Source organism: Caldicellulosiruptor acetigenus, assembly GCF_026914305.1.
In the GTDB taxonomy this organism is placed as follows: Bacteria; Bacillota; Thermoanaerobacteria; order Caldicellulosiruptorales; family Caldicellulosiruptoraceae; genus Caldicellulosiruptor; species Caldicellulosiruptor acetigenus.
The window spans coordinates 2,023,378-2,049,942 of sequence record NZ_CP113866.1; the positions used below are offsets into that span (position 1 = coordinate 2,023,378).

The window sequence follows — 26,565 nt, forward strand, 5'->3', positions numbered from 1 at the left end:
ATAGTAAAACAACTACAAGAAAAATTAAAAAAGCCATGGATCGAAAGCTTCCATGGCATTTACAATTTCAAACTTAAAGTGAATTTGTCCACTTGCCACACCTGTCACCCCACATTGCAATGACCTTGCCTTCCATTGACACTTTCACAACCTCGCACCTGTTCGAACAACCCTTGCATTCAAAAGATGATGTTGAAAAATCAATGTCAGCAGCGTCAAACCCCCTGAAATTTGTTCTTGCCTTTGTCTTTTCAATGTAATCTTTTGCTAAAATGGCGCTACCTATTGCCCCCATGACATTGAAATGTTCAGGTACAATAATCTTGCTTTGAAGTTCTCTTTCGAATGCTGCTCTGATACCCTTGTTCGCTGCAACACCGCCCTGAAAAACAAATGGCGGTTCTAAATTCTTGCCTCTTCCAACATTGTTCAAATAATTTCTCACAAGAGCATCGCAAAGCCCTCTTATTATCTCAGCTTTTGAAAAGCCAAACTGCTGCTTTGCAATCATGTCAGACTCTGCAAAAACTGTGCACCTTCCCGCAATTCGAACTGGTCTTGTTGCAGATAGTGCCAAATCACCAAACTGTTCAATAGGAATTTTGAGCCTTTCTGCCTGATGGTCCAAAAACGAACCTGTGCCTGCAGCACATACAGTGTTCATTGCAAAATCCACAACCATCTGGTCTTTTATAATTATTATCTTAGAGTCCTGGCCGCCTATTTCAAAAATAGTTCTCACATCCGGTACAAAATGAATTGTGGCTGTTGCATGGGCTGTAATTTCGTTCTTCACAACGTCAGCACCCAAGATAGCACCTGCAAGCTGTCTGCCCGACCCGGTTGTGCCTACCCCTAAAACTTTTACATCTCCAAGTGTCTCTTTTAACTGCTTTACACCTTCTTTGACAGAATCTATAGGCTGTCCGTTTGTTCTTATATACGTCTTAAAAAGCACCTTCACATTTCTATCAATGGCAACAACGTTAGTTGAAACAGAACCCACGTCAACCCCTATGTAGATTTCCTTCATACCATTACAACCCTTTCTTCCTGAACATGTTCTTGTATGTTGTCAATAAAGACCTCTTTTGTTTTTCCTCTTTTCCTATTTCTCAAAAGGTCAATGAAAGCTTCTATCCTGGTGAGCATATTTGCCTTCCCTGTCTGCTCATCTATTGGAAGCGATAGAATTGGAATGTCAACCTCTTTTGATATCTTTGGAATTAAACTCTGGGTCACAAGTTCTGGCAAACATGCAAAAGGCATAAGATGAACAATTCCGTCAAATCCTCTCTCTTTAAAGTCTATAATATGCCCCACAGTCTCAACCGCATGACCACCAATTAAAATCTTGATATATTTTTGACCCTTTTTTATAATCTCTTTAAACCTCTTGGGTCTTAAAATCCATGGAACCAGATTGTCGTTTATCCACTCAAAAAGATACAAGCTTCTTTCTACCTCAACACCAAGATTGCCCAAAATCTCTTCTATCCCAAAGTTAATAGAGCTTTCCATCACAACATAAATCTCTCCCACAATTCCAACCCTTATTCTGTCTTTTTCATCAACCTTCTTTGTTGGGATGCTAAGAAGCATCTGCTTGCACTCTTCATAAACCTTATACAGTTCTTTTCTTGTCTTTATTTTGTCAAACTTTTCTTGGATTTGATTCCAAACCTGAGTTGTCTGGCCTTTGTTGACCTCATACGGTCTTATCTTTTGAACCATCTTCTCAAGCTCATCAAGCTTCTGGACAAATCTGTATAACGTGTACATCCTGTTTATAACCTTATGCCAAGGAACTCCATTTCGGATTTTTTGAACGTTCCTGAAAAATGCCCTCCAGTTATCCTGTGGAGCATCAAAGATTATAAGTTCGACATCGTCATAACCAAGAGATTTTAATATGTTCCTGTGAGTGTCACCATAAAAACCTGCCCTGCACGGACCATGTCCACCAGATGTCACAAGCACTTTTGCACCTTTTTCAATGGCCTCTAAATATGTTCCCATGACCATTTTAAGAGGAATGCAAGCAAACTCTGGTGAATATTTGACACCAAGGTCCATGGTCCTCTGTGTTGGTTTTGGCGGCATTATCACTTCATGTTCCAAAAACTCAAAAAGTTTTTTATACACTATGGCAGAGCCCATGTAAGGAAATGATACTTTCATTTTTATAATACCTCCGACAATTTTGCCCACTTTTTTCGCTTGAGCATGTCAACAAAGGCTTCAATCCTTGTTATCATGTGTCCCTCGCCTGTATGTTCATCCACTCTCAAAGTGGTAAATGGCTTTCCTGCAACATCGCTCTCATATTGCAAAAACCTTCCAACAATTGCATCAGGTCCGCATCCAAAAGCTGTCACATGGATTATACCATCTACCTCTGGGTCTTTAAGATAATGAAGACCTGCACCAAGTACCCTGTTTGAGAACGTCCAGAAAAGTCTTTTCCTGTAGTGTTTTAAATTGTCATATGCAACCTCTTGGGGTACCATCTCAAATGTTTTTATATTTACACCTAAGGCTTCAAGTTTTTTTACAACATCCATGCTTATGAAAGAATCATACACATCATACACATATCCTAAAACAGCAATTGTCACATCGACATCTTTTTTTACTCTTCTTAAGTCCTCTTCCCATCTACCCGTTTTGTAGCTATCAAGTGCTTTGTCGCAAGAAAGTCCTTTGTGCATCAGTTTTTTAAACCTTTCAAAAACCTCTTCTGCTCTTTTTATCGCAAGTCGTATCTCCCTGTGAGAAAATCCAAACATCTCAATAAGGATTTCATAAACCTTCGGCGAGCTTATATTCTCGTTGTTTTTTTCATTTATTATGGGTGAGATAACTCTTCCTTTACTTTCTTCTACCGTTCCCTCAATTATATCTGGAAGCCCCATAAACTTTGGACAAAAATATTCTGGCTTTTTTATCCTCGCAAACCTTGGAACAAAAACATAATCAGCCTTCTCAAGTCCCTCAATAACATGCCCTGTAAAGATTTTGATGGGTGCACAGATGTCGGCAACAGCCGCCTTTGAACCTTTGTCAAGAATATCTTTTGTTGTTGGTCCTGTGTCTACCACCTCAAACCCGAGCTCTTTGAAAAATGTATCCCATAAAGGAAAATAGTAATAATACAAAAGCGAATGCGGAATAGCAATTTTCATGCTATTTAAAATCTCCTTCTTTTCCATTTTACCTTCCCTTACTATTATAGCACAATTAAAAGATTATAGTATTCTAAAAAAAGGGGCAGCTTTTTCAAAAAATAAACAAAACTGCCCCTTCCTCTTTTTCTAATCCTTTGGTCGCATTGTTGGGAAAAGTAACACATCTCTGATTGAATATGAATCTGTCAGAAGCATAACCAGCCTGTCAATTCCTATTCCAAGCCCACCTGTCGGTGGCATGCCGTACTCAAGCGCTTCTATAAAGTCCTCATCCATCATGTGGGCTTCTTGGTTGCCTCTCTGCCTTTCCTTGAGCTGCTCTAAAAATCTCTCTTTCTGATCAAACGGGTCATTCAGCTCAGAAAATGCATTTGCAATTTCCCTGCATGTAATGAAAAGTTCAAACCTCTCTGTAAACTGTGGATTGTCTTTCTTTCTCTTTGCAAGCGGAGAAACCTCAACCGGATAGTCCATTATAAACGTGGGCTGGACAAGAAAATCTTCAACCTTTTTCTCAAACACCTCGTTTATAATATGACCTACCTGCCAGTTTTCCTCAACCTCAATCCCAAGGTCCTTTGCAATTTTTCTTGCTTCATCCAGAGAAGTAACATTTTCAAAGTCCACACCAACATACTTTTTGATTGCTTCAACCATGGTAAGTCTTTGCCATGGCGGTGTCAGGTCAATCTCCTGCCCTTGATATGTTATTTTTAATGTGCCCAGAACCTCTTGTGCAACCGTTGTGATGAGCTTTTCAGTAAGTTCCATCATGTCCTTATAGTCAGCATACGCCTGGTAAATCTCAATGGTTGTAAATTCCGGATTGTGTTTTATTGAAATACCTTCATTTCTAAATACTCGACCAAGCTCGTATACCTTGTCAAACCCACCAACTATAAGTCTTTTTAAGTGAAGCTCTGTTGCAATTCTCAAATACAGGTCAATGTCTAAAGCATTGTGATGGGTAATAAAAGGTCTTGCAGCAGCACCACCTGCAACAGGGCTCAAAACAGGCGTTTCTACTTCCAAAAATCCCCTGTCATCCAAATATTTTCTGATTGAGCGAATTATTAAGCTTCTCTTGATAAAAGTATCTCTTACTTGAGGATTTACAATCAGGTCAAGATATCTTTTTCTATACCTTGTATCAATGTCTCTAAGCCCATGCCACTTTTCAGGAAGTGGTCGCAAACATTTGGTGAGCATCTCAATCTCTTTTGCCTTTACCGAAATTTCGCCCTTGTGAGTCTTGAAAACCTCACCTTTTACACCTATTATATCTCCGATATCATAATACTCTTTGAACTCCTCGTACTTTTCTTCTCCAACTTCATCAATCTTTATATAAATCTGGATTTTTCCTTTTGTGTCCAAAATATCCACAAATGAAGCCTTGCCATGGCCTCTTTTTGAAAGCATCCTTCCTGCAACACAGACAAACTTGCCTTCAAATACTTCAAAGTTTTCTTTAATATCAGTGGAATAATGTGTCGGGTCGTATTTTACCTTTTCATATGGATTGTATTTATTCTGCTGAAGTTCTCGAAGTTTCTTTATCCTGTTTTGTATCTGCTCGTTTAGCTCTTCCTGTGTAAACTCAAAATCCTGCATCCCTTCTCACCAACTCCGTCTTTTTATTTTGATATCTCAAGTATCTTATATCTGAACTTTCCTGCAGGTACACTCACTTCAACAACATCTCCAACTTTTTTACCCATCAAAGCTTTGCCAACAGGCGACTCATCAGAAATCTTAAAATTCAAAGGGTCTGCTTCCTTTGACCCAACTATTGAATATTCAAATACATCCCCAGTATCTAAATTCTGAATTTTTACATTTGTACCAATCCCAACAAAATCAGTTGAGACTTCATCCTTATCAATAATCTTGGCATTATTTATAAGTTGCTCTAAATATGCAATTCTTTCCTCTAAAGCTGCCTGTTCTGCCTTTGCCTCATCATACTCAGAGTTTTCTGAAAGGTCACCAAATGAACGAGCAACCTTTATCTTTTCTGCAACTTCTTTCCTCTTAACTGTTTTTAAATTTTCGAGCTCTTTTAAGTACTTTTCATATGCTTCACGAGAAAGTTGATATTTTGCTGTATCCATTTCTCTTGCCATTTTTTCCTCCCCTTTTTCAAAAAGAAAATAGACTTTATTTTTTTATGATTAATTTTAATTCAAACCACTTCAATTTATGCTTGTACATTTTAACTTTTGTCAATTATAAACCAAAGATGCGCTTCATGTCAAGTGAAGAAAAAGAAAAGCCGCAAGAATAGTCTTTTGATGAAAACCATCTGCGGCTAAACTCATCATAATAGTTTAAAACTTTCTCTCTAAAAAGCAAACGTAAAAAACAGGCCCAGGAAGGTCTATATATTCAAAAATGGCTGTACAAGCAAAATCAATGTTAAAATTATTATGAACACAACTGTCACCCATGCAATTACATTAAATAGTTTTGAATTCACATACTCACCCATGATTTCTTTATCGTTTGTGAGCTTGAGCATGTAAATGAGAATTATTGGAAGCAAAATTCCATTTATCTCCTGAGCTATTATCATAAGTTTAATTAGTGGTATATTCGGAAGTAAAATTATTCCCGCACCTATTACAATAAAAAGAAGTATTATTCCATAAAATATAGGTGCTTCTTTGAATTTCTTGTCAAGTCCATTTTCAAAACCAAATGCCTCCGTTATAGCATACGCTGTTGAAAGTGGCAGAATATGCGCACCTAAAAGTGATGCACCAAAAAGCCCTATCGCAAAAAGGCTTGATGCATATTTTCCTGCAAACGGCTGAAGCGCCTTTGCCGCATCTTCTGCTGTTTCAATGTTAATGCCATGTTTGTAAAGTGTCGCCGCTGTTGCAACAACTATGAAAAAGGCAATAAAGTCTGTCCAGAAGGCACCCAAAAACACATCCCATCGCTGGTACTTAAGGTTCTTAACATCAACCCCTTTATCCACAACAGATGACTGCAAGTAAAACTGCATCCATGGCGTTATCGTGGTCCCTATCATGGCAATAAAAATCAATACAAAACTGGGCTCAAAGCTAAATGAGGGCACAAATGTGTTTTTGAACACCTCTTTCCAGTCTGGTTTGGCCAAAAATCCTGAAATTATATAGCTAACATAAATTACCATAAGACCTAAAAAGAACTTCTCTGTTTTTCTATACGAACCTTTATTGATAATATACCATACAAAAATGGCAGTAAGAGGAACAGAGATATATTTTGATATACCAAATATCTCAAGGCTTGCTGCAATTCCTGCAAATTCGCCAACTGTTGTTGTAAAGTTAGCAATCAAAAGGGTCACCATTGCAAAAAATGTCATTTTCACACCAAAGTTTTCCCTGATAAGGTCAGAAAGTCCCTTGCCAGTTACAACGCCCATTCTTGCCGCCATCTCTTGAATTACTGCCAAGCTTATGGTTATCAGAAAAAGTCCCCACAGCATCTTGTAACCAAACATGGAACCTACCATTGCATATGTTGCGATACCCGATGCATCATTGTCAGCTGTTGCAGTCACAAGCCCTGGCCCAATTACACTTAAAATTAAAAGAATATTTCTTAGTCTGGTGCTTCTTGTTGTCTGTGCCATCTTTATATCACCTCTTTCGTATCAACCTATTATCTACAGCAGCAGCTTTCTTTTCATCTTCAACAGTTCGTATACAATGTCGTTTATAATGACAACTCCAATGAGTTTCTTGCTTTCGTCCACAACAGGCACAGCAAGAAGGCTATATTTTGAAATAATCTCAACAAGGGAATTAACATTGTCAGTGTCTTTGACACAAACCACGTCTCTGTTCATAATCTCATAAAGCGGTGTTTGAGGCTCAGAGATTACCAAATCACGCAAAGACACAACCCCGCAAAGCCTTTCATCATTGTCAACAACATACAGGTAATAAATTTCATCTGGTTCAGGTTTTAAGCGTCTTAGCTCCTCTATTGTCTGCTCAACTGTGAAATGTGTCTTGAATGAGATAAAATCGGTTGTCATTATCGCACCAACACTGTTTTCGGGATACTCCATAAGTTCTTTGACTTCTTCTGATGCTTCTTTCTCCATGCTGTTTAAAAGCTCTTCTGCTCTTTCTTCTTTTATCTCGTCAAGAATATCTGCAACTTCATCAGCCGGCATCTTCTCAAGTGCATCCGCCGCCTTTTCAACAGGAAGACTCTCTAAAACATTTCTCTGTGCTTCAACTTCAAGCTCTTCCAAAACATCTGCAGCCTTTTCATCATCCAGGGTAGAAAAGATATAAGCCTGCGTCTTTTTGTCAAGCTCTTCAATAATGTCTGCCAAATCCGAAGGATGCAAGGTAGCAAGCTTTGAATATGTGGTTGAAAGCTTTAAATCAAGCCTCGGAGATGCAAGCGGCTGTACATCATCCCACAAAATCAAACGCGAAGGAATGTTTTTACCAAGCGGTTTTAACACCTTTTTCAGCGGCTTTGCAAGACCAAGCCTTCTCAAAAGCCCTTCAAGACCGATATCTACAGCTATTACATAAACACCTGTAGAAAGTACTGCAAGTCTTATATCATTTACCCTTACAACTTTTCTGCCGTTCATATCAACAATCTGCTTGTCAAGTATATGACGAACAAGCATAATGGTGTCTTCTTTTTTCACATCGATTGGCTTTAAGTTCCTTGTTTCAATCACGTACTGACCTTTTTCCTTGTAGATTATGAAAAACGAAAAGTCCACAATTTGAGTTCGACCGCCACTTTTTACCTTTGCAGCAATTACTTTTGGTCTTATATAACTTGCATCAACAACCAAGTCTAAAAGCCTTCCTACAACCTTCTTTTCTTCTGAAAAGACCTTGTTGCCGATTACTCTGCTAAGATAAAAGCTTGTGACATTTGGCATTTTAGCACCCCTCCTTTTTTGAATTTTTTGTAACCTCGTGGAGGGGTGCTAAAAGCCTTTAAAATCTATTTGCAAAAGGGTGTATCCATCCCTTTATTTGCTTCAAAGCAGGTAAAAATTAGCACCCCTCCACATTCCAAAGTACAATTGCTTTTTGTTGTCCAATCCTGCTTACTCACAGGACCAGAATCCATCTTTTCTCTCAACTCCTTCTTTAAGAAGAATTTTCGCAATACCAAAATTTTTATACATTGCTATTAGAAACAAAAAGTGCTTTCACCCAAAGCTTAAAAACGAGGTGAAAGCACACTTCTGCCCTTTTCAAAGCTACCTCGTACAAGCTTTGGCACTACACGGCATAAAAAGCTGCATTAGGTTATGCCTTGGTTTCGGCAAAACCTGTTCACCAGCTCAGATTGTCTCCAATCTTTCGCGGCAGCAGCCTATATCCCTGTAGGAGCCTCGCCTACCGAGATATCTTGCAATATTCATTTTTTCAACTTCTATTTTAGCACAATTTTTTCATTTTTCAACCCTTTTTCGGCAAAATTTTTATGTTTTCCGGATATTTTTTTTAAATTTCTTTAATTATCTCTTATTTTCTCTAATATAAAATCAAACATCTTGTCTTTTTCTATCACGTCAGGATGCAAAATTGGCTTTGAAAGAAGACTTTTAATCCCCTCCGGGACCTCAACACCTGTCTTTGCATACAAAATCTCTAGTGCTTCAAACGGGTCAATATTATTATATTCACCATCAAACAAAGCGTTCAAAACATCTTTTGCAAACTTGTAAGGATTTGCAGTCTGAAGTACAACCGTTTTTGTGTTATCAGAGGTCTGCTTTTGGTACTTGGTGTAAACATCAAACCCAACAGCAGAGTGCGGGTCAACAAGATAACCATATTCGCGGTAAATAGTCTTTATGCTATTTCTTGTCTGGTCATCTGTGGAAAAATCGCCCCAGAAACTTTCCTGAATATCTTTTAAAACTTCTTCCTCAACTTTGAAATACCCCTCAGTTTTCAAATCTAACATGTATTTTTTTACTCTTTCTGAATCTCTTGTTACCAAATACAATAACCTTTCCAAATTACTTGCAACAAGAATATCCATTGAAGGTGAGATTGTTTTGTAAAACTTTCTTCTTCTGTCATATAAGCCCGTCCTGACAAAATCGGCAACCACACTGTTTATGTTCGAAGCAACAATCAGCTTATTTATAGGAATTCCCATAAGTTTTGCGATAAAACCTGCCAATATATTGCCAAAATTGCCCGTCGGAACAACAAAGTTTATCTTTTCACCTTCAGATATATCTCCAGCCTTTAAAAGCACCAGATAACTCCAGATATAGTATACAATCTGTGGAAGAAGCCTACCAAAATTTATTGAGTTTGCGGAGGTAAAGAAAAACCCCAGATTTTCGATTGTATCTATGCATTTTTTGCTTGTGAAAATCTCCTTCACACCAGATTGGGCATCATCAAAATTGCCTTTTATCCCGGCAACAAAAGTGTTTCTGCCTTCCTGGGTTGTCATCTGTCTTTTCTGAACATCTGACACACCCTCAGATGGATAAAACACAACTATCTTTGTTCTCTCCACATCCTTAAACCCTTCCAAGGCAGCTTTGCCAGTATCGCCTGATGTTGCAACAAGTATTAGCGCCTGTTTGTAAAAACTCGGCATTGATTTTAACAAAAGATGAGGCAGAACCTGCAACGCAACGTCTTTAAAAGCGTACGTCGGCCCGTGCCACAGCTCAAGTGCAAAAAGACCAGGACTGAGCTTTTTGATACCCACAATATCTTTTGTGTCAAACCTGCCACGGCTATATGCCCTGTCAATGCAATCAGCAATCTCTTCTTTTGTAAAATCTGTAAGGTAAAGCTCAAATATATATTTTGCAAGATTTGCGTAAGAGTCTATGTTTTTTATCTCTTCTGTGTCAAGAGATGGAATTGAAACAGGGGTGTAAAGCCCACCATCTTCAGCTATTCCCCTGTAAATAGCCTCTTTTGCCTGCACCTCTTTGCTCCCTCTTGTGCTTATATATCGCATCCATTTCACCTCAAGTCTTACTTTATTCTCTCTTTTTCAAGAAGTTTTTCATTTAGCTTGTACGACAGCACCATCAGACTGTCAATCAGATGCACATTCTCAACAACCACATCACCTTTTACCTCAATCTCCTTTGCAGTAAAATTCCAAATACCCTTTATGCCACCTTCAACCATTATATCTGCAACCTCTTGCGCAACATCTGCTGGCACACACAGAACACCAATGTCAACATCATTCTTTTTGATAAAATCTTTAAGCTTGTCAACGTGTTCAATCTTTATATCGCGGATAGTTTTCCCTACCTTTTGAGGGTCAATATCAAATAGTCCGATGAGCCTGAAACCCTTTTTATAAAAGTTAGCATAATTTGCCAATGCCTGACCAAGGTTACCTACTCCTACAATGACCATTTTAAAATTCCTGTCAAGCCCCAAAATTTTTACAAGATTCTCATAAAGAACCTGTGTGCTGTAACCATATCCTTGCTGTCCAAACCCGCCAAAATTGTTAAAGTCTTGCCTTACCTGGGAAGCCGTATAACCCATTCTCTGGCTCAGCTCTGACGAGGATATTCTCATAATATCATGGTTTAAAAGGTCTTCAACATACCGAAGATACCTCGGCAACCTTCTTATAACCGCAAGTGAGATGTTCTTTTTTTTGAACAACTTTTCTCCCCCTTATTTTCTTTTGATATTTTTTTGACATACTTCTTCTAAATTAAAAGCCTGTTTCAAACTCAAAACAGGCTGTTATCTTCTTTTCCCGTCAAATCTCTTGTTGTACTCTACTATCTTTTGATTGCTATCTTTTAAAAACTTTGAAAGTTTTGCTTCAAAATCATCTTTTGTTCTTTTCCTCTCATTTTCTCTTTTCATTGCTTCATTTGCTCTCTTTATCGATAGGCTGATTTTACCATCTTCTTTTACATTGATAACCTTTACCTTAACAGTTTGATTTTCTTTTAAATATTTTTTTATATCCTCAACAAACTCATCTGCCACTTCTGAGATGTGAACAAGCCCAACTTTGCCGTCTGGAAGTTCAACAAACGCACCAAACTGTGTTATGCCCTTTACAATACCTTCTAATATCTGACCTCTTTTGATTGACACAAAATAGCCTCCTCTACTCTTTTTTCTTTTTGTTCTTATCTATAAACACAATCTCATCCTTGCCAACAAGCCCAAGCTTTTCCCTCGCTACTTGCTGAATGTAGTCTTTTGTCCCAACATACTGCGCAAGCCTTTTTAGATATTCATTTTCTTTTTTGATTCTTTCTATCTGGACAATGACTTCCCGCTGCTGAGCTTTTACCTGTTTTAAAATCATCTGCTGTTTGAAAACTGTTGTGGCTGAATATATAAAAAAGGTTATTACAAATGCAAGTACTATAATTCTTTTCAGCGCTTTAAAAAATTTCTTCATAGCTTGTCTTCCTTTTTGGAAACTCTCAAAAGTGTAGTTATATTCTATCACAATTCATCTTTTATTAAAAGATAAAACTTTGTTCACCTTTTTTAAAAATCCTTTATAGAGTGGCGAAATGGTATTTTTATAAACATAAATACCGCAAGCTATTGCCAAAAAGGTGTACCATTTGAGTGTATAAAAATTTATAAACATAAGACCCGCTATCAATATTGCTGTGGATAAAATTGAAGATGCAAAAAATAAAAGTTCTTTTGTTCGGCGCTTTAATATCCTTTTGAAAAAGAATGAATCAAATACAACTCCTACTACAAATCCAAGAAAAAAACAGCTTGTAAAATCCGTAATCTGCTCAAATACGCTTGCCGGCAATCTTTTTCGCCTCTCATTTAAAAAGTCGTGACAGCAAACCTTTTTTAGGACTTTCACCATACTCAAGCGAATAAATCTGTCCTTCTATGAATACTTCACCTGTCTCTGTGTTTATTTTATTTATTCTAAGGTCAAACCCTTTTATTACAAGCAATTCATCATTGACAATCAAGATGATATTGTTCTCATCAAAGCTCTCAACATCATCAACACCATTTATTGTTATCTTTTCCCTGCTTTCGATAAGCACACTGTGAATTTTAGATTTTAGATTTTTTCTTTCATCCATTACCATGTGGCATCCTTCAAAAATATTCTCAGCATCACAATAATAACTATATTTATTCTGACAGAAAATTATGTCAAAACCTATTCAGAAAACCTTACTCCATCACCTCATACATTGAACTTGCCAGATTCTTTTGGACCTTTTCATCAACACTTGTCACTTTGCATTTAAAGACTCTGTCACCAAAGTGCACCTCAATGACATCTCCAACTTTGACATCTGTTGATGGTTTTGCTACTTTTCCGTTCACAAATACTCTTCCCGCTTCGCACGCTTCCTGTGCCAAAGTCCTTCTTTTGATAATTCTCGACACTTTTAGATACTTGTCTATTCGCATTTTTTAAAGTCCCCACCTTCTTTGAGCCTTCTAAAAAAATCATAAAAGCGACGAAAAATTTATGGCTGCAGCTAAAAACTGGCTGCAGCCGAGTTAACATTAAAGCAAAGTTTTGCCCCTCTTTTTAAAAAACCTCTATATCGACCAAAAAACCTATTTTGCAACAGCATCTTTCAACATTTTGCCTGCTTTGAACACAGGTACCTTTGTTGCTGGAATCTTTATCTCTTCTTGAGTTTGAGGATTTCTGCCAACTCTTTCTGCCCTCTCTCTTACCTCAAATGAACCAAAACCAACAAGCTGAACCTTTTCCCCCTTAGAGAGTGCCTCTGTTACTGCATCTACGAACGCATTTAGTGCCTTTTCAGCATCCTTCTTTGTAAGACCACTCTTCTCTGCCATTGCCGAAATCAAATCTGTTTTGTTCATTCTTTCTTACCTCCTCGCGTATTTTGTGATATTCTAAATATTTCTATTCTATATTTATATCAAAAATCCTTCTTTTTTCAAGCCTTTTCTAAACTTTTTTTGCCTCTTCCCAAAATTTGTCCATATCTTCAAGGCTCATTTCGTTCAATTTTTTACCTTGTTTCGAGGCACTTTCCTCTACATGTGAAAATCTGGTTATGAACTTCTTAACTGTTCTGTGCAAGGCTTCTTCAGGGTCAACATCAAAAAACCTTGCTATATTCACAACTGCAAAAAGAAGGTCGCCAATTTCTTCTTCAATTTTCTCTTTTTTATCATTTTTCGACAAACACTCCTTTAACTCTTCAAGTTCTTCATATGCTTTATTTAGAGCACCTTCATAACTTTCCCAATCAAATCCCACTTTAGCTGCTTTTTCTTGAACCTTATAACTTCTCATAAGAGCTGGAAGATGTTTTGGAATTCTTTTCATGCTCTCTGTAACCGTTTCAACTTCTTTTTCATTGTTTTTAATTTTATCCCAGTTTTGAAGAACCTCTTCAGCGGTTGAAAAGTTGTCGCTACCAAATACATGTGTATGCCTTCTCTTCATCTTCTGACAGATGTCATAAATAACCTCGTAGATATCAAATCTACCGTTTTCCTGAGCAATTTTGGCATGAAATACTACTTGTAAAAGCAGGTCTCCAAGTTCTTCTTTAAGTTTTGTAAAGTCTTTCTCGTCTATGGCTTCAATAACCTCATATGTCTCTTCGATGAGGTACTTTTTAAGACTTTCATGTGTCTGCTGTCTATCCCACGGACATTTGCTCCTGAGTATGTCCATTATTTCTACAAGTTCCTCAAAGCTTGCTTTCATCTTCTGACCTCTCCTGCACCAGATTTTTATAAGCTATATTATACCACTATTTTTAGAAAGAAGCTGTGATTTTTTGATAAGGTACTTTCTCTTGGTTGCAAGCCCTCCTCTTATGTGCCTCTCTTGCTTATTTCTTTCCAATATAGCTCTTACCTGCCTGTAAAGTCCTTTGTCAATGTACAAAAGCCTTTCTGTAAGGTCATTGTGAATTGTGGACTTTGACACACCCAAAATCCTTGCAACCTTCCTCACAGTTGCATTGTACTTAATCATAATTTCTGCTGCCAAAATCACTCTTTTTTCAATATCCTCCTTCAATGTCTTGTCCTCCAGAACATTTCTCTTACTTAGGATTATATGCTACATCTCAAAGAAGCTTTCCCTACAAAAGAGTAATAGTCAAGTTTTTGTCAAACTTTATGTTTGAATTTTCAGAGCTTTTTTGATACTATATATTAAAATCTGTGTTTATGCAGGTGAGAAAAAAATGAATGAAATTGTTATAAAACAAAACTTAGCGCCGAATGTATGGCTCATGGGCATATACTCCCCACAGGTTGCAAAAAAGGCTAAACCGGGCCAGTTTGTTATCTTGAGGGTTACAGAAAACGGTGAAAGGATTCCTCTTACAATTGCAGACTTTGACAATGAAAAGGGAATAGTATACATCATATTTCAGGTTGTAGGAAAAACAACCTCACTTTTATCTCAGCTAAACCCTGGAGACAGAATTATTGATTTTGTTGGGCCGCTTGGCATGCCATATGAGCACAGCCCGGAAGATAAGGATTACCTCTTCATTGCAGGTGGGCTTGGAATTCCAGCAATATTTTCAAAGGTAAAGATGCTTCACAGCGAAGGCAAAAACATAGATATCATCATTGGAGGAAGGTCAAAAGAAAACATCTTTTTTGAGGATGAGCTAAAAAAATATTGCAATAATCTATACATCTCCACAAACGACGGCTCCTATGGAAAAAAAGGATTTGTCACAGATATCTTAAAAGAGCTTTTAGAAAGTGGCAGAAGGTATGATGAAATATTTGCCGTAGGACCAGTCCCAATGATGAAAGCAGTTGTTGACATAACAAAAAGGTTTTCAATAAAGACTTTGGTCAGTCTCAATCCAATTATGGTGGATGGGACAGGGATGTGCGGCGGATGCAGAGTGAAGATTGGAAATGAAGTAAAGTTTGCCTGTGTCGATGGTCCTATTTTCAATGGATTTGAAGTCGACTTTGATGGACTTATGAAAAGAAATTCCTACTATCAAGATGTTGAAAACATTTCGTACAAGGAACACAAATGTAAAATTGGATTGGGGGAGTAGAGAAATTGGACGTATTGAAAAGAGTTCCTATTAAGGAACAGGAACCTATTGAGAGGATACACAACTTTGATGAAGTGTGTTTGGGCTACACACCTGATGAAGCTGCTAGGGAGGCACAAAGATGTCTTGAGTGTAAAAATGCACCGTGTGTAAAAGGCTGTCCTGTTGAGGTTAAGATTCCTGAATTCATCCGGCTTATAAAGGAAAATAAATTTAAGGAAAGCTACTTGAAAATACTTGAGACAAACCTTCTTCCTGCTATATGCGGACGCGTATGTCCTCAGGAGACTCAGTGCGAACAGAACTGTGTTCGTGGAATAAAAGGTGATCCAATCGCTATAGGCAAGCTTGAGAGGTTTGTGGCTGACTGGTTCAGACAAAACTGTGAGTTTGAATTTTCAAAGCCACAGCCAAACGGCAGAAAGGTTGCAATAATTGGCTCGGGCCCTGCAGGACTTTCATGTGCCTCATCTTTGGCAAAGATGGGCTATGCAGTAACAATATTTGAAGCATTTCACAAACTTGGTGGAGTTTTGTACTATGGAATACCTGAGTTCAGACTTCCAAAGGAGGTTGTTGAGTGGGAGATTGAAAATCTAAAGAAGATGGGTGTTGAGTTTAGAACAAACATGATATTTGGCAAGACATTTGATTTAGAGGATTTAAAGCAGGAAGGGTTTGACGCTGTATTTATAAGTTCTGGTGCTGGACTTCCAAATTTTCTGAACATTGAAGGTGAACTTTTAAACGGGGTATACTCAGCAAATGAATTTTTAACAAGGATAAACCTCATGAAGGCATACAAGTTTCCTGAATACGACACACCAATCAAACTTGGTAAGAAGGTTGGTGTAATTGGCGGTGGAAACGTTGCAATGGACGCAGCAAGAGTTGCAAGACGGCTTGGAAGCGACGTTTATATTCTATACAGAAGAACTGAGGCTGAGATGCCTGCAAGAAAAGAAGAAATTATGCATGCAAAAGAAGAGGGAATAAAAATAGTTGAGCTTGTAAGCCCTGTAAGATTCATAGGTGATGAGTCGGGCCATGTCAGAGCTTTAGAACTTGTACAAATGAAGCTATCTGACCCGGATAGCTCTGGCAGACGAAGCGTAAAACCTGTAGATGGTTCAAACTTTGTCTTTGAAGCAGACAACTTCATAGTTGCAATTGGACAAAGCCCAAACCCACTTGTCAAAAAAGCTATACCTGACCTTGAGCTAAACCCCAACGGCTCTATCAAGGTAGATGAAAATCTTATGACAAACATTGAAGGTGTGTTTGCAGGAGGCGACATTGTCACAGGCGCAGCCACTGTCATTCTTGCAATGGGGATGGGAAAAAAGGCTGCAGAGAGCATTGACAGGTATCTTAATGCTAAAAAGCATGAAAATCTTTAATCCTTACACTAAAATACAAATAAAGGCTGCCTTCTCTCTTTTGAGATGGCAGCCTTTATTGTTAAATTAGTACTTTGTAAGATATGAGTCAATCTCCCATTGATGTACTTTTGTTCTGTAATCGTCCCATTCAAGCTTCTTTGCTTCTAAGTACTTTTCAAAGATGTGGTCTCCAAGTGTCTCTCTCATAAGAGCGCTGTTTTCAAACTCTTTGATTGCCTCTTCTAAGCTTCCTGGCAAGCTTCCAATTCCACGTTTTGCCCTTTCCTCTTCGCTCATTATGAAGATGTTTTCTTCAACTGGTTCTGGCGGCTCAATTTTGTTCTTAATGCCATCAAGCCCAGCTGCCAAAACAGCTGCAAATGCAAGGTATGGATTTGCTGATGGGTCTGGGCATCTTAGCTCAACTCTTGTTGCCTGACCTCTTTTAGCTGGAACTCTTATAAGCGGGCTTCTGTTCCTTGGTGACCATGCGATGTAAACTGGTGCTTCATACCCTGGCACTAATCTCTTGTATGAGTTTACAAGCGGATTTGTAACAAGTGCAAACTCTCTTGCGTGCTTCATAAGACCACCAATGAAGTAATATGCCTCTTTTGAAAGCTGGAGCTTGTCATTTGGGTCTAAAAATGCATTCTTGCCATCAGATACCCTTGCAAGAGACATATTTGTATGCATTCCAGAACCATTGATTCCATATATTGGTTTTGGCATGAATGTTGCATGCAGGCCATGTCTTTGTGCAATTGTCTTTACAACAAGCTTGAATGTCACAACATTGTCAGCTGTATAGAGTGCATCGTCGTATTTAAAGTCAATCTCATGCTGACCAGGTGCAACCTCATGGTGAGATGCTTCTATCTCAAATCCCATCTCCTCTAAAGTCAATACCATGTCTCTTCTTGCATCCTCGCCCAAATCAACAGGTGCTAAATCAAAATATCCACCCTGGTCATGTGTCTGCAAAGTTGGATTGCCATTTTCGTCTGTGAGGAACAAGAAAAATTCTATCTCTGGTCCAACAAAAAACTTATATCCCATCTCTTCAGCCTTTTTGAGCATCTTCTTTAACACACCACGTGGACAGCCAGGGAACGGTGTTCCATCTGGAAGGTAAACGTCACAAATCAGTCTTGCTACTTTGTTTGGTGACGGTCTCCATGGGAAGATTGTGAATGTGTTAAGGTCTGGTCTTAAATACATGTCTGACTCCTGAATTCTTACAAACCCTTCGATTGACGAACCATCAAACATAATCTCATTGTTCAACACTGCTTCAAGCTGCTCAACAGGAACAGCAACATTCTTTAAAATTCCGAAAATGTCCACAAACTGGAGTCTTATAAATTTTACATCCTGCTCCTTGCATATGCGAATGATGTCTTCCTTGGTGTAATTCTTCATTACAAAATTCCCCTCCATTCAAAGATTTTTGATATTATGAGTAAACAAAAAAGGACAAAGACGCCCACTTTAAACTTCAGGACGCCTTTGTCCTTTCAATTTTATTATATTATATTCTTCGAAAAAATGCAACTACATTTTTATAATCTTTCATACCTTTTTAAGCCGGCTGAGGTTGAGCATCTTCAAAAACAAGTTTTCTAAACTCTTCGCCCGTGAGCTTTTCTTTTTCTAAAAGTGCATTTGCCACCTTGTGAAGCTTATCAATGTTCGCTTTAAGTATCTCTTCAGCCTTTTTATAAGCTTCTTCAATAATGCTCTTTATTTCTCTGTCTATCTCAGCAGCAACCTCTTCTGAGTAGTTCCTTGCAAGTGCAAGGTCCCTTCCCAAGAACACTTCTTCCTGCTCTGTTCCAAAGGTCATAGGACCAAGTTTATCAGACATTCCATATTTTGTTACCATGTCCCTTGCAATCTTGGTTGCTCTTTTTATATCAGATGCTGCACCTGTTGATACATCTTCCAAAACAAGCTTTTCTGCAACTCTTCCGCCAAGAAGGGTCACAATCTCTCGCATCATATCAGATTTTGATGCATAGAACTTGTCTTCCTTTGGAAGATACATAGTGTACCCGCCGGCATACCCTCTTGGTATAATTGAAACCTCATGGACAGGTTCAGAATCAGGAATCATGGTACGAACAATTGCATGACCTGCTTCATGGTATGCTGTAAGTTTCTTTTCTTTTTCAGTGTAAACTCTGCTCCTTTTTTCGGGCCCCATCAACACTTTAGCCACAGCTTCCTGAACCTCTTCCATGTTAATCTGTCTTTTGCCCTTTCTTGCTGCTAAAAGTGCAGCCTCATTCAAAAGATTTTCAAGGTCAGCACCAGTAAACCCAGCTGTTATCTTTGCTATTTGAGACAAGTCAACATCTTCACCAAGAGGCTTGTTACGTGCATGGACTTTTAAAATCTCTTCTCTTGCCTTTGCGTCTGGAACATTTACAACAATCTGCCTGTCAAATCTGCCAGGTCGCAAAAGTGCAGGGTCCAATATGTCAGGTCTGTTTGTTGCCGCCATTACAATTATTCCTTCATTTGTTCCAAACCCGTCCATCTCAACAAGAAGTTGGTTTAAAGTCTGTTCTCTTTCGTCATGACCTCCGCCAAGCCCTGCTCCCCTGTGACGGCCAACTGCGTCTATCTCGTCTATGAACACAACACATGGAGCATTTCTCTTTGCTTGGTCAAAAAGGTCTCTCACTCTTGCTGCACCAACACCAACAAACATCTCAACAAAGTCAGAACCCGATATGCTGAAAAATGGAACTCCTGCCTCGCCTGCAACTGCTTTTGCTAAAAGGGTTTTACCTGTTCCAGGCGGTCCGACAAGCAAAATCCCTTTTGGAATTCTCGCACCAAGTTCGATATACTTTCTTGGATTTTTGAGAAAATCAATAACCTCTTTGAGTTCTTCTTTTTCTTCATCTGCACCTGCAACGTCTGCAAATGTGACTTTCTTTTTAAGGTCCTGAATTGTCTTTGCACGCGATTTTGTAAACGACATTATCTTGCTGCCGCCACCTTGGGTCTGCTGCAGCATGAATATCCATACAAAAATCATCAAGCCAGCAAAGATTAGCATTGGCAAAAAGGTCGAAAGCCACCATGGTACTTGCGGCGGTTCTTTTGTCACTATTTGAATCTTCTTTGCCTGAATGGCTGGCTGTATCTGGTCCAAAAACTTGTCTGGAGACGGTACAAACACATTGTCAAACTTGGTGCCGTCTGCATACTGTCCAGACACATTGTTATAGCTCAAAACAATCCTTGTCACCTTGCCATCGTTTATATCGTTTATGAGTTCTGAATAAATTACCTCTCTTCTTTCGCTCAAATTTGAAAAGAGCTGATTGTACGAAAGCCCTCCACTTAAAATATCTACAAGTAACAAAATTACAAGGGCTATCAGAATATAAATTGTTGCAGTTTTAAATAGGTTCCTCAATTGTAAATAGGCACTCCCTTCAAGTATTCTAAAATTAAATTTTATTCTATTCCAAAACGCCTATATAAGGCAGGTTCCTGTAAAGTCCTGCATAATCAAGCCCATAACCAATTACAAACTTATCTGGTATCTCAAACCCCTTGTAATGTATCTCCACATCCACTTTTCGTCTGCTGGGTTTGTCAAGCATGGTACAAATTTTAAGAGTTCTCGGTTTTCTTCCTCTCAAATACTCGGTTATATACCTTAAAGTCAGACCTGTGTCAACAATGTCCTCAACAAGCAAAACATCCTTGCCTTCTATGCTTGTGTCAAGGTCTTTTAGAATTCTTACAATTCCTGATGAAGATGTTGAGTTTCCATAACTTGACACTGCCATAAACTCTATCTTAACAGGAATTGTTATCTGTCTTAAGAGGTCTGCCATGAAAATTACCCCACCTTTTAAAATACATACCATTAAAAAATCGTCACTATCTTTATAATCTTCAGAAATTTTTTGTCCAAGCTCTTTTACTTTTTGTTTTATCTGCTCCTCAGTGATTAAAATCTCTTTTACTTTGAGCGATATGTCTTTCACTGTCACTCTTCTCCTTTCACTTTTGCAAATTGTATTTCTAAGAAAATATTTGTATCTGGTTTGATTTTATACTTATGGTTTATAGTAACTATATTTGAATAAATATCAAATATTACAATCACTTCACTGCCTTTTGCAAGAAGTAAAATGGAACTTCGTCTTCGTTTGGGAATTTTTTTGTCAATGAACCATTCTTTTAATTTTTTCTTACCCGTTTTGAAATAGATAAAATCACCATCTCTTCTCGTTCGAAGATAAAGCTTTTCCTGCGTAATATGCTGTGCATCAATGTATATATTCTTTGGGTTTTCTATCCTGTAAGTAGGCTTAACATTGAACTTAAAACTTTTATAAAATACATGGTTTTCTTTGTCTAAAGATATTTCAAAACAAAAAGAACTCTCTTCCGATTTTCTATAAAATACCAGCTCGTCATTTTGTCTTTCAACAACTAATTCATTGTATACCTTTTTCTTACCTGATGAAAGAGAAGCAAGCTCTTCAATCTCTTTTAAGATATCATACGAAATTGGAGCGTTAAAATATTCAAGTATCATTTTTATAATTCTTCTTCGCAAAAAGACTGGAAGATTTTTTGTCTTTTCAATATTTAAAACATAGTAAATATCCTCTTTTTGAACACATTCCTCAAAAGACTTTTGAGCAAGCTCTTCTATCTGGTCACTCTCTTCTCTTATTATTTCGACTGTGCGAAAAATGGTATTTAACACACTTTCCCCAAATTTTTCTTTTATTAGTGGTAAAATCTCGTTTCTCACTATGTTTCTTTTATATTTAAGACTGAAGTTTGTCTTATCGACAACAAATGGGATGTTGTTAACTCTTGCAAACTCCTCAATCTCTTCTCTTGAAATATTTATAAGAGGTCTTGCAATAATATCACGCACAGGCGGCACAGATGCAAGACCTTCCAAGCCACTTCCTCTGAACAGGTTCAAAAAGAAGGTTTCAACCACATCGTTTTTGTTGTGCCCCAGAAGTATTCTGTCAATGTTCAGCTCTTCTGCTACTTCATAAAAAAAACTATATCTTGCGCTTCTTCCTGCTTCCTCTTCAGAAAGTCCTTTTTCTTTTTTTAGTTTTGCAACATCAACTTTTCGTGTAATACATTTAATATTATACCTCTTGCACATCTCAATTACAAATTTCTCATCATCATCTGCCTCTGGTCTTAGCATATGATTAAGGTGCGCAACTGTTATGTCTAAGCTGTACTCATCTTTTAGCCTGCAGATGCAATCAAGCAGTACCATTGAGTCAACGCCGCCAGAACATCCTATTAGTACCTTAAAACCTTTTTTTAGCATTCCATATTTCTCTATGTTACTCTTTACCTTCTCCAAAAAATCCACTTTAAATTCACACCTCAAGGTTAAAAGCTAAAAACTATTATATCGATACGCTTTTTAGAACATCTTCAAACTTCTTTATCTTTGCTTCCTTTTTCCACTTCTCAAGTAAGCTCTGATAATACTCTTCTTTCTTCTGGCTCTCAATTGTTGATTTTATCTCATCTTTCACATCGCTGAGCAGAAGCTGTTTTCTATCTGTCACCTTTATAATATGAAACCCATCATTTGTTTGAACAATATTGCTTATCTCTCCAATCCCAAGCGAAAATACGGCATTACCAAATTCATTTCCATAATATTGAATAATTATATTTTTCCTCAAATATCCCATATCGCCACCTTTTTGTTTTGTTGTCTCATCTTCAGAATACTTTTGTGCGAGCTTTTCAAAGTTCTGCCCGTCTTTTATCATCTGCAAAATCTCTTCAGCCTTCTTCTTTTTTGTAGCTTCCTCTTTTGAGTCATTTACCTTAAACAAAATATGGCTTGCTTTTACCTCAACAAAGTCTGATTTATGTGAATTATAATAGCTTTCTATCTCAGCATCTGACGCCTTTTGGTTTTTAGTTACCTCATCATACAGCTTTGAAACAATCTGGGATTTTATAACCTGGTCCTTATATTCATTCTCGGTTGCACCAATTGTCTGAAGATACTGCTTGAACTCAGTACCCGATTGAGAGTTTGATTTGTACTGCTCAATTTGCTGGTCTATTGCTTTCTTTTCTGCTGAAGACAAAGTAATGTTTCTCTTTCTTGCCTGCTGAAGTTCAATCTGTCTCATTATAAGACCATCCAAAACATTTTCTTTTATCTGCTGCTCATATGTCTTGTCTCCAACTTTTTGGGATAAAAATGCTTTGTCAAGTCCATAGTAATTTATCTGAGACCTATAGTTGATGGCAAACTCCTTTTTTGTTATTTTCTCGCCATTTACTATGGCAACTGCCCTGTTTTCATCTACATACCTTACTATCTCAGGTGTTACAGCAATGAGAATTATCAGAAGCACAACTGCTGCAATAGAAAAAAGCACAATTTTAGTTCTTTTATCCATACATCCCTTCTCCTTTGTTAAAAGTATTTTGATAATATTAATATTATAAATCAATAAACGACTAATTTAAAGCACCCCAATTGTAAAAACTTTTTTAACTTTCTTGTAAATCTTCTAAAATAGCTATCAGGGTATCAAGCCAGTTATTCTCTATAAAGAGCTGTAAGCAGTCGTCCTTGTTTTGCGAACATGAAAGTCCTTGCTGCAAAAACTTGTTCATTGCTTTTAAAAGCATTTCACTGTTAAAAAATTGAAGTTTAAAAAGACATTCTTGAAGCTGTAAAATGCTTATTATCCCTGCCTTTTTACACAAACATTTCAAGTATGCAACCTTTATTAAATTGTCAACCTCTTTGGGCACATCCCCAAACCTGTCTATCAGCTCATCATAAATATCGTTTACATCATCTTTTGACTCGATTGACGAAATCTTTTTGTACATATTAATTCTCTCTTTTTCATCGTCAATGTAACTGCTGCTAATAAACGCGCTTACCTTTACATCTATCTGAGGTTCAATCTCCGGCTGTATATTTTCGCCTTTAAGCCTCCTTATCTCTTCCGAAAGAAGTCTTATATACATATCATACCCAACACTGTTTATATGACCGTGCTGAAGCTTTCCAAGCACAGACCCCGCACCTCTTATCTCAAGGTCCCTCATGGCAATTTTAAAACCCGACCCAAGTTCTGTAAACTCCTTTATTGCAGCAAGTCTCTTCTGTGCCTGTTCGGACAGCACCTTGTCTTTTCTAAATGTAAAATATGCATATGCCAGCCTGTTAGACCGACCCACTCTTCCTCTTAGCTGATAAAGCTGGGCAAGACCAAGTCTGTCGCTGTCTTCGACAATAAGTGTATTGACGTTTGGCATGTCAACCCCAGACTCTATGATTGTTGTGCACACAAGCACATCGTACCTGCCTTCAATAAAATCAAGTAACACTCTCTCCAACTCTTCTTCGGGCATTTGCCCGTGAGCGCATGCAACTTTTATACTGTCGCCCACAAGGTTTTGAAGTTTGGCAGCCACCTCTTGTATATCTTTTATCCTATTGTAAAGATAAAATACCTGACCTCCTCTTGAAATTTCTCTTAAAATAGCTTCTTTTATTATCCTTTCATTGTACTCAAGCACAAATGTCTGTACAGGATACCTATCTTCAGGCGGGTCTTCAATCACGCTCAAATCCCTGATTCCTAAAAGTGCCATGTTAAGTGTCCTTGGTATAGGTGTTGCGGTGAGGGTCAGAACATCAACATTTGTTTTTAGCTTTTTTATCTTCTCTTTTGCTTCCACGCCAAACTTGTGTTCTTCATCAATAATCAAAAGACCAAGGTCTTTGAACTTAACATCGCTCGAAAGTAGCCTGTGCGTACCAATCACAATGTCAATTGTACCTTCTTTTAAACCTTTTATTATCTTCTTTTGTTGTGTCTCATTTTTTAAACGTGAGAGAACCTCAATTGTTACTGGAAAATCTTTCATTCGTGCAGAAAATGTCATGTAATGCTGCTGTGCAAGAATTGTTGTGGGAACAAGTACTGCCACCTGTTTTGAATCCATCACAGCTTTGAATGCTGCTCTCATTGCAACCTCAGTTTTGCCATAACCAACATCGCCGCAAAGTATCCTGTCCATCGGTTTTTCACTTTCCATATCCCTTTTTATCTCTTCAATTGCCTGAAGCTGTCCTTCTGTCTCTGTATACGGAAACTTTTCTTCAAACTCTTTCTGCCAAAGCGTATCTTTTGAAAATTTAAAACCTTTGTGAAGCTGTCTTTTTGCATAAAGCTCAACCAGGTCTTTTGCTACAATCTCAAGAGATTTTCTTACCTTTTGTTTTTGCTTTTGCCACTCTTGTGACCCAAGCTTAGATAGTTTTGGCTGTACATCGTCTGTTCCAATATACTTTTCAATCACATCCAAGTTTGTGGTTGGAACATATAGATAAGAAGAGTTAGCATATTCAAGTTTTACATATTCTTTTGTTGTACTCTCAACTGTAATCTTTTCAAATCCCAAGAATTTGCCAATACCATGTGTTCTGTGAACGACAAAATCACCTGGTTTTAAATCCTCAATTGTATAAAAAGCATCCTTTTTAGATTTTGCCCTCTTTTTTGCTTCTGTTTCCTTTTTCTTTTCAAGATGGAAAAATGAAAGGCAAACCCATTTGATATCATGTATCTCAATGCCCTTTTCGGCAGACTTGGCTATTAGATATACTCCTGGTTTTTCTATTTCTGGCTCATCAAGCTCAAAAAACTGTATATTTTCTTTTAAAAGTGCCTCTTCTAAATCTTCAAGGGATGTTCGACTTCCTGTAAAGATGTTTATGGTATAGTCTTTTGACATATAATACTTCAAATCATCAATTAAAACCTCTTTCTGAGCATTGTAGGTGGGAAGTTCTCGAAAGAAGTTGAAAGATATAATCTCTCTCAGTTCAATCTCTTTAATAGAAGATGCAAATGTTTGAAGAATTATGGTGCTTGAGAACTTTTGCAAAATCTCATTGACAGTATAATAACAGTCTGCCATCTTCGGAAGCACAAACCCTTTTTCTAAAAGGTCTGAAAACATCTCTTGCATCTCTTGTTCAAAAGCTTTCAAGCTGTTGTAGACTTGATTATACTCGTCAACAAAAATAAGGCATTCACTAAAAATATCAATAACTGATAAAAATTGCTGATAGTAATATGGATACAGCCTTTCAACATCCAGCCGAATTCCTTCTACCACTTCTTTGAAAGTCTCTTCTAAATTCTTTCTGCTCTCTTCTTTCAGCTTAGATTTCATTTTTTTATAGTCATCTTTTATATGTTTTAAGCCCTCTGAAAAGTCTTCTTGCAAATCCCACTCAATTGCCTTGTAAATTTTAATACTATCTATTTTTTCAAAAGATTTTTGGGTTTCAACATCAAAAAGTCTAATTGTATCTATGGTATCTCCAAAAAACTCAATCCTCACAGGATATGTGCTTGCCACAGGATATATATCAACTATGCCACCTTTTTGAGAAAACTGTCCTTTCTTTTCCACAGTTTTTACTCTTTCATACCCGAATGTTAAAAGCTTTTCTATAAGGGTTTCAAGCTGAATGTCAAGACCTTCTGTGAGAAGAATGCAATCAAACTTCAAATCTGTGTACTTTTCAAAAAGGTTCTGGGCAGTTAATATGAGAACATCAAAACCATCCTCAAAAATCTTTACAAACTGCTCTATCCTGGTAATTTCAGAATCCCTGCTCTTTGCAAAAGATGCAACATATGGATTTTCTCTTTCCTGCAGGCTCACTACACTACTAAAAAGGTTTTTAAACCTTCTTTCCCACTCAAGTTTTGCTCTTTGAGTTGTTATAAACAACGCCTTTTTGTTAAATTTTTCACATAAAGACTTGACCACAAGTGCCTTCCCCATCTCACCAACGCCTGTGACAACAACAGGAAGGCTTTTTTTGGCAACAATCTCTTCAAGAGTTTTAAAGCCATCAAGCCTTTCTAAAACCTTTAACAAA

At 37.6% G+C, this 26,565-nt stretch carries 25 protein-coding genes and 1 riboswitch; of the genes, 2 read left to right on the plus strand and 23 right to left on the minus strand.

Features of this window, described 5'->3' with window-relative positions; translation table 11 throughout:
* Positions 1-73: 73 nt before the first annotated feature.
* From OTK01_RS10035 to OTK01_RS10115, 17 genes are all read right to left on the minus strand, one after another.
* Positions 74-1,033 (minus strand): acyl-CoA dehydratase activase, encoded by a 960-nt coding sequence (locus OTK01_RS10035; RefSeq protein ID WP_029228087.1) that lies wholly within the window; start codon positions 1,031-1,033, stop codon positions 74-76.
* Positions 1,030-2,181, minus strand: a complete 1,152-nt coding sequence (locus tag OTK01_RS10040; protein ID WP_029228086.1) for a 2-hydroxyacyl-CoA dehydratase — start codon at positions 2,179-2,181, stop codon at positions 1,030-1,032. Before OTK01_RS10040 ends, OTK01_RS10035 begins: the two co-directional genes overlap by 4 nt.
* Before the next feature lie 2 nt (positions 2,182-2,183).
* Positions 2,184-3,185 carry an acyl-CoA dehydratase activase-related protein gene (locus tag OTK01_RS10045; RefSeq protein WP_029228085.1) on the minus strand — a complete coding sequence of 334 codons (1,002 nt, stop codon included), beginning with the start codon at positions 3,183-3,185 and terminating at the stop codon, positions 2,184-2,186.
* A 129-nt stretch (positions 3,186-3,314) separates the two neighbouring features.
* Positions 3,315-4,802, minus strand: coding sequence for a lysine--tRNA ligase (gene lysS, locus OTK01_RS10050; protein ID WP_029228084.1), 1,488 nt, complete (start codon positions 4,800-4,802; stop codon positions 3,315-3,317).
* Positions 4,803-4,825: 23 nt separating this feature from the next.
* Positions 4,826-5,302, minus strand: coding sequence for a transcription elongation factor GreA (greA, locus tag OTK01_RS10055; protein ID WP_029228083.1), 477 nt, complete (start codon positions 5,300-5,302; stop codon positions 4,826-4,828).
* A gap of 266 nt (positions 5,303-5,568) precedes the next feature.
* Positions 5,569-6,816, minus strand: coding sequence for an Nramp family divalent metal transporter (locus OTK01_RS10060; RefSeq protein ID WP_029228082.1), 1,248 nt, complete (start codon positions 6,814-6,816; stop codon positions 5,569-5,571).
* 33 nt (positions 6,817-6,849) lie between these two features.
* Complete coding sequence (locus OTK01_RS10065; RefSeq protein WP_029228081.1) at positions 6,850-8,103, minus strand: magnesium transporter; 1,254 nt, start codon at positions 8,101-8,103, stop codon at positions 6,850-6,852.
* A 324-nt stretch (positions 8,104-8,427) separates the two neighbouring features.
* A riboswitch (M-box (ykoK) riboswitch) is annotated at positions 8,428-8,584 on the minus strand.
* A 103-nt stretch (positions 8,585-8,687) separates the two neighbouring features.
* Positions 8,688-10,169, minus strand: a complete 1,482-nt coding sequence (gene thrC, locus OTK01_RS10070; RefSeq protein ID WP_029228080.1) for a threonine synthase — start codon at positions 10,167-10,169, stop codon at positions 8,688-8,690.
* Positions 10,170-10,186: 17 nt separating this feature from the next.
* Positions 10,187-10,840 (minus strand): redox-sensing transcriptional repressor Rex, encoded by a 654-nt coding sequence (locus OTK01_RS10075; RefSeq protein WP_029228079.1) that lies wholly within the window; start codon positions 10,838-10,840, stop codon positions 10,187-10,189.
* 84 nt (positions 10,841-10,924) lie between these two features.
* On the minus strand, positions 10,925-11,287 hold the full coding sequence (locus OTK01_RS10080; RefSeq protein WP_029228078.1) for a S1 RNA-binding domain-containing protein: 363 nt from the start codon (positions 11,285-11,287) through the stop codon (positions 10,925-10,927).
* Between the two features lie 13 nt (positions 11,288-11,300).
* The gene (locus OTK01_RS10085; RefSeq protein ID WP_029228077.1) at positions 11,301-11,600 is read right to left on the minus strand and encodes an FtsB family cell division protein; all 300 of its coding nucleotides are present in this window, start codon (positions 11,598-11,600) and stop codon (positions 11,301-11,303) included.
* A gap of 54 nt (positions 11,601-11,654) precedes the next feature.
* The gene (gene yabQ / locus OTK01_RS10090; protein ID WP_013431987.1) at positions 11,655-11,975 is read right to left on the minus strand and encodes a spore cortex biosynthesis protein YabQ; all 321 of its coding nucleotides are present in this window, start codon (positions 11,973-11,975) and stop codon (positions 11,655-11,657) included.
* A 13-nt stretch (positions 11,976-11,988) separates the two neighbouring features.
* Positions 11,989-12,264 carry a YabP/YqfC family sporulation protein gene (locus OTK01_RS10095; RefSeq protein WP_014042918.1) on the minus strand — a complete coding sequence of 92 codons (276 nt, stop codon included), beginning with the start codon at positions 12,262-12,264 and terminating at the stop codon, positions 11,989-11,991.
* Between the two features lie 94 nt (positions 12,265-12,358).
* Positions 12,359-12,601 (minus strand): RNA-binding S4 domain-containing protein, encoded by a 243-nt coding sequence (locus OTK01_RS10100; protein ID WP_029228076.1) that lies wholly within the window; start codon positions 12,599-12,601, stop codon positions 12,359-12,361.
* A 153-nt stretch (positions 12,602-12,754) separates the two neighbouring features.
* Positions 12,755-13,030, minus strand: a complete 276-nt coding sequence (locus tag OTK01_RS10105; protein WP_011916753.1) for an HU family DNA-binding protein — start codon at positions 13,028-13,030, stop codon at positions 12,755-12,757.
* Positions 13,031-13,118: 88 nt separating this feature from the next.
* Positions 13,119-13,889, minus strand: a complete 771-nt coding sequence (gene mazG, locus OTK01_RS10110; protein ID WP_029228075.1) for a nucleoside triphosphate pyrophosphohydrolase — start codon at positions 13,887-13,889, stop codon at positions 13,119-13,121.
* 33 nt (positions 13,890-13,922) lie between these two features.
* Entirely contained in the window at positions 13,923-14,207 is a 285-nt protein-coding gene (locus OTK01_RS10115) for a sporulation transcriptional regulator SpoIIID (protein WP_014042920.1), read from the minus strand.
* Between the two features lie 169 nt (positions 14,208-14,376).
* Between OTK01_RS10115 and OTK01_RS10120 the strand changes: the two genes are divergently transcribed.
* Together OTK01_RS10120 and gltA are read left to right on the plus strand one after the other, a co-directional pair.
* Complete coding sequence (locus OTK01_RS10120) at positions 14,377-15,219, plus strand: sulfide/dihydroorotate dehydrogenase-like FAD/NAD-binding protein (RefSeq protein WP_029228074.1); 843 nt, start codon at positions 14,377-14,379, stop codon at positions 15,217-15,219.
* Positions 15,220-15,224: 5 nt separating this feature from the next.
* The gene (gltA, locus tag OTK01_RS10125; RefSeq protein ID WP_029228073.1) at positions 15,225-16,619 is read left to right on the plus strand and encodes an NADPH-dependent glutamate synthase; all 1,395 of its coding nucleotides are present in this window, start codon (positions 15,225-15,227) and stop codon (positions 16,617-16,619) included.
* 66 nt (positions 16,620-16,685) lie between these two features.
* On the opposite strand, the gene glnA is transcribed toward gltA, so the two are convergent.
* From glnA to mfd, 6 genes are all read right to left on the minus strand, one after another.
* Positions 16,686-18,023, minus strand: a complete 1,338-nt coding sequence (gene glnA / locus OTK01_RS10130) for a type I glutamate--ammonia ligase (RefSeq protein ID WP_029228072.1) — start codon at positions 18,021-18,023, stop codon at positions 16,686-16,688.
* Positions 18,024-18,183: 160 nt separating this feature from the next.
* Positions 18,184-20,034, minus strand: a complete 1,851-nt coding sequence (gene ftsH, locus OTK01_RS10135) for an ATP-dependent zinc metalloprotease FtsH (protein ID WP_029228071.1) — start codon at positions 20,032-20,034, stop codon at positions 18,184-18,186.
* A 46-nt stretch (positions 20,035-20,080) separates the two neighbouring features.
* A complete protein-coding gene (gene hpt, locus OTK01_RS10140) occupies positions 20,081-20,614 on the minus strand; it encodes a hypoxanthine phosphoribosyltransferase (protein WP_014042924.1) in 534 nt (177 codons plus the stop codon).
* A 2-nt stretch (positions 20,615-20,616) separates the two neighbouring features.
* The gene (gene tilS / locus OTK01_RS10145; protein ID WP_029228070.1) at positions 20,617-21,987 is read right to left on the minus strand and encodes a tRNA lysidine(34) synthetase TilS; all 1,371 of its coding nucleotides are present in this window, start codon (positions 21,985-21,987) and stop codon (positions 20,617-20,619) included.
* A gap of 37 nt (positions 21,988-22,024) precedes the next feature.
* The gene (locus OTK01_RS10150; protein WP_029228069.1) at positions 22,025-23,044 is read right to left on the minus strand and encodes a peptidylprolyl isomerase; all 1,020 of its coding nucleotides are present in this window, start codon (positions 23,042-23,044) and stop codon (positions 22,025-22,027) included.
* A gap of 94 nt (positions 23,045-23,138) precedes the next feature.
* Positions 23,139-26,564 (minus strand): transcription-repair coupling factor, encoded by a 3,426-nt coding sequence (gene mfd, locus OTK01_RS10155; protein WP_029228068.1) that lies wholly within the window; start codon positions 26,562-26,564, stop codon positions 23,139-23,141.
* Position 26,565 lies beyond the last annotated feature (1 nt).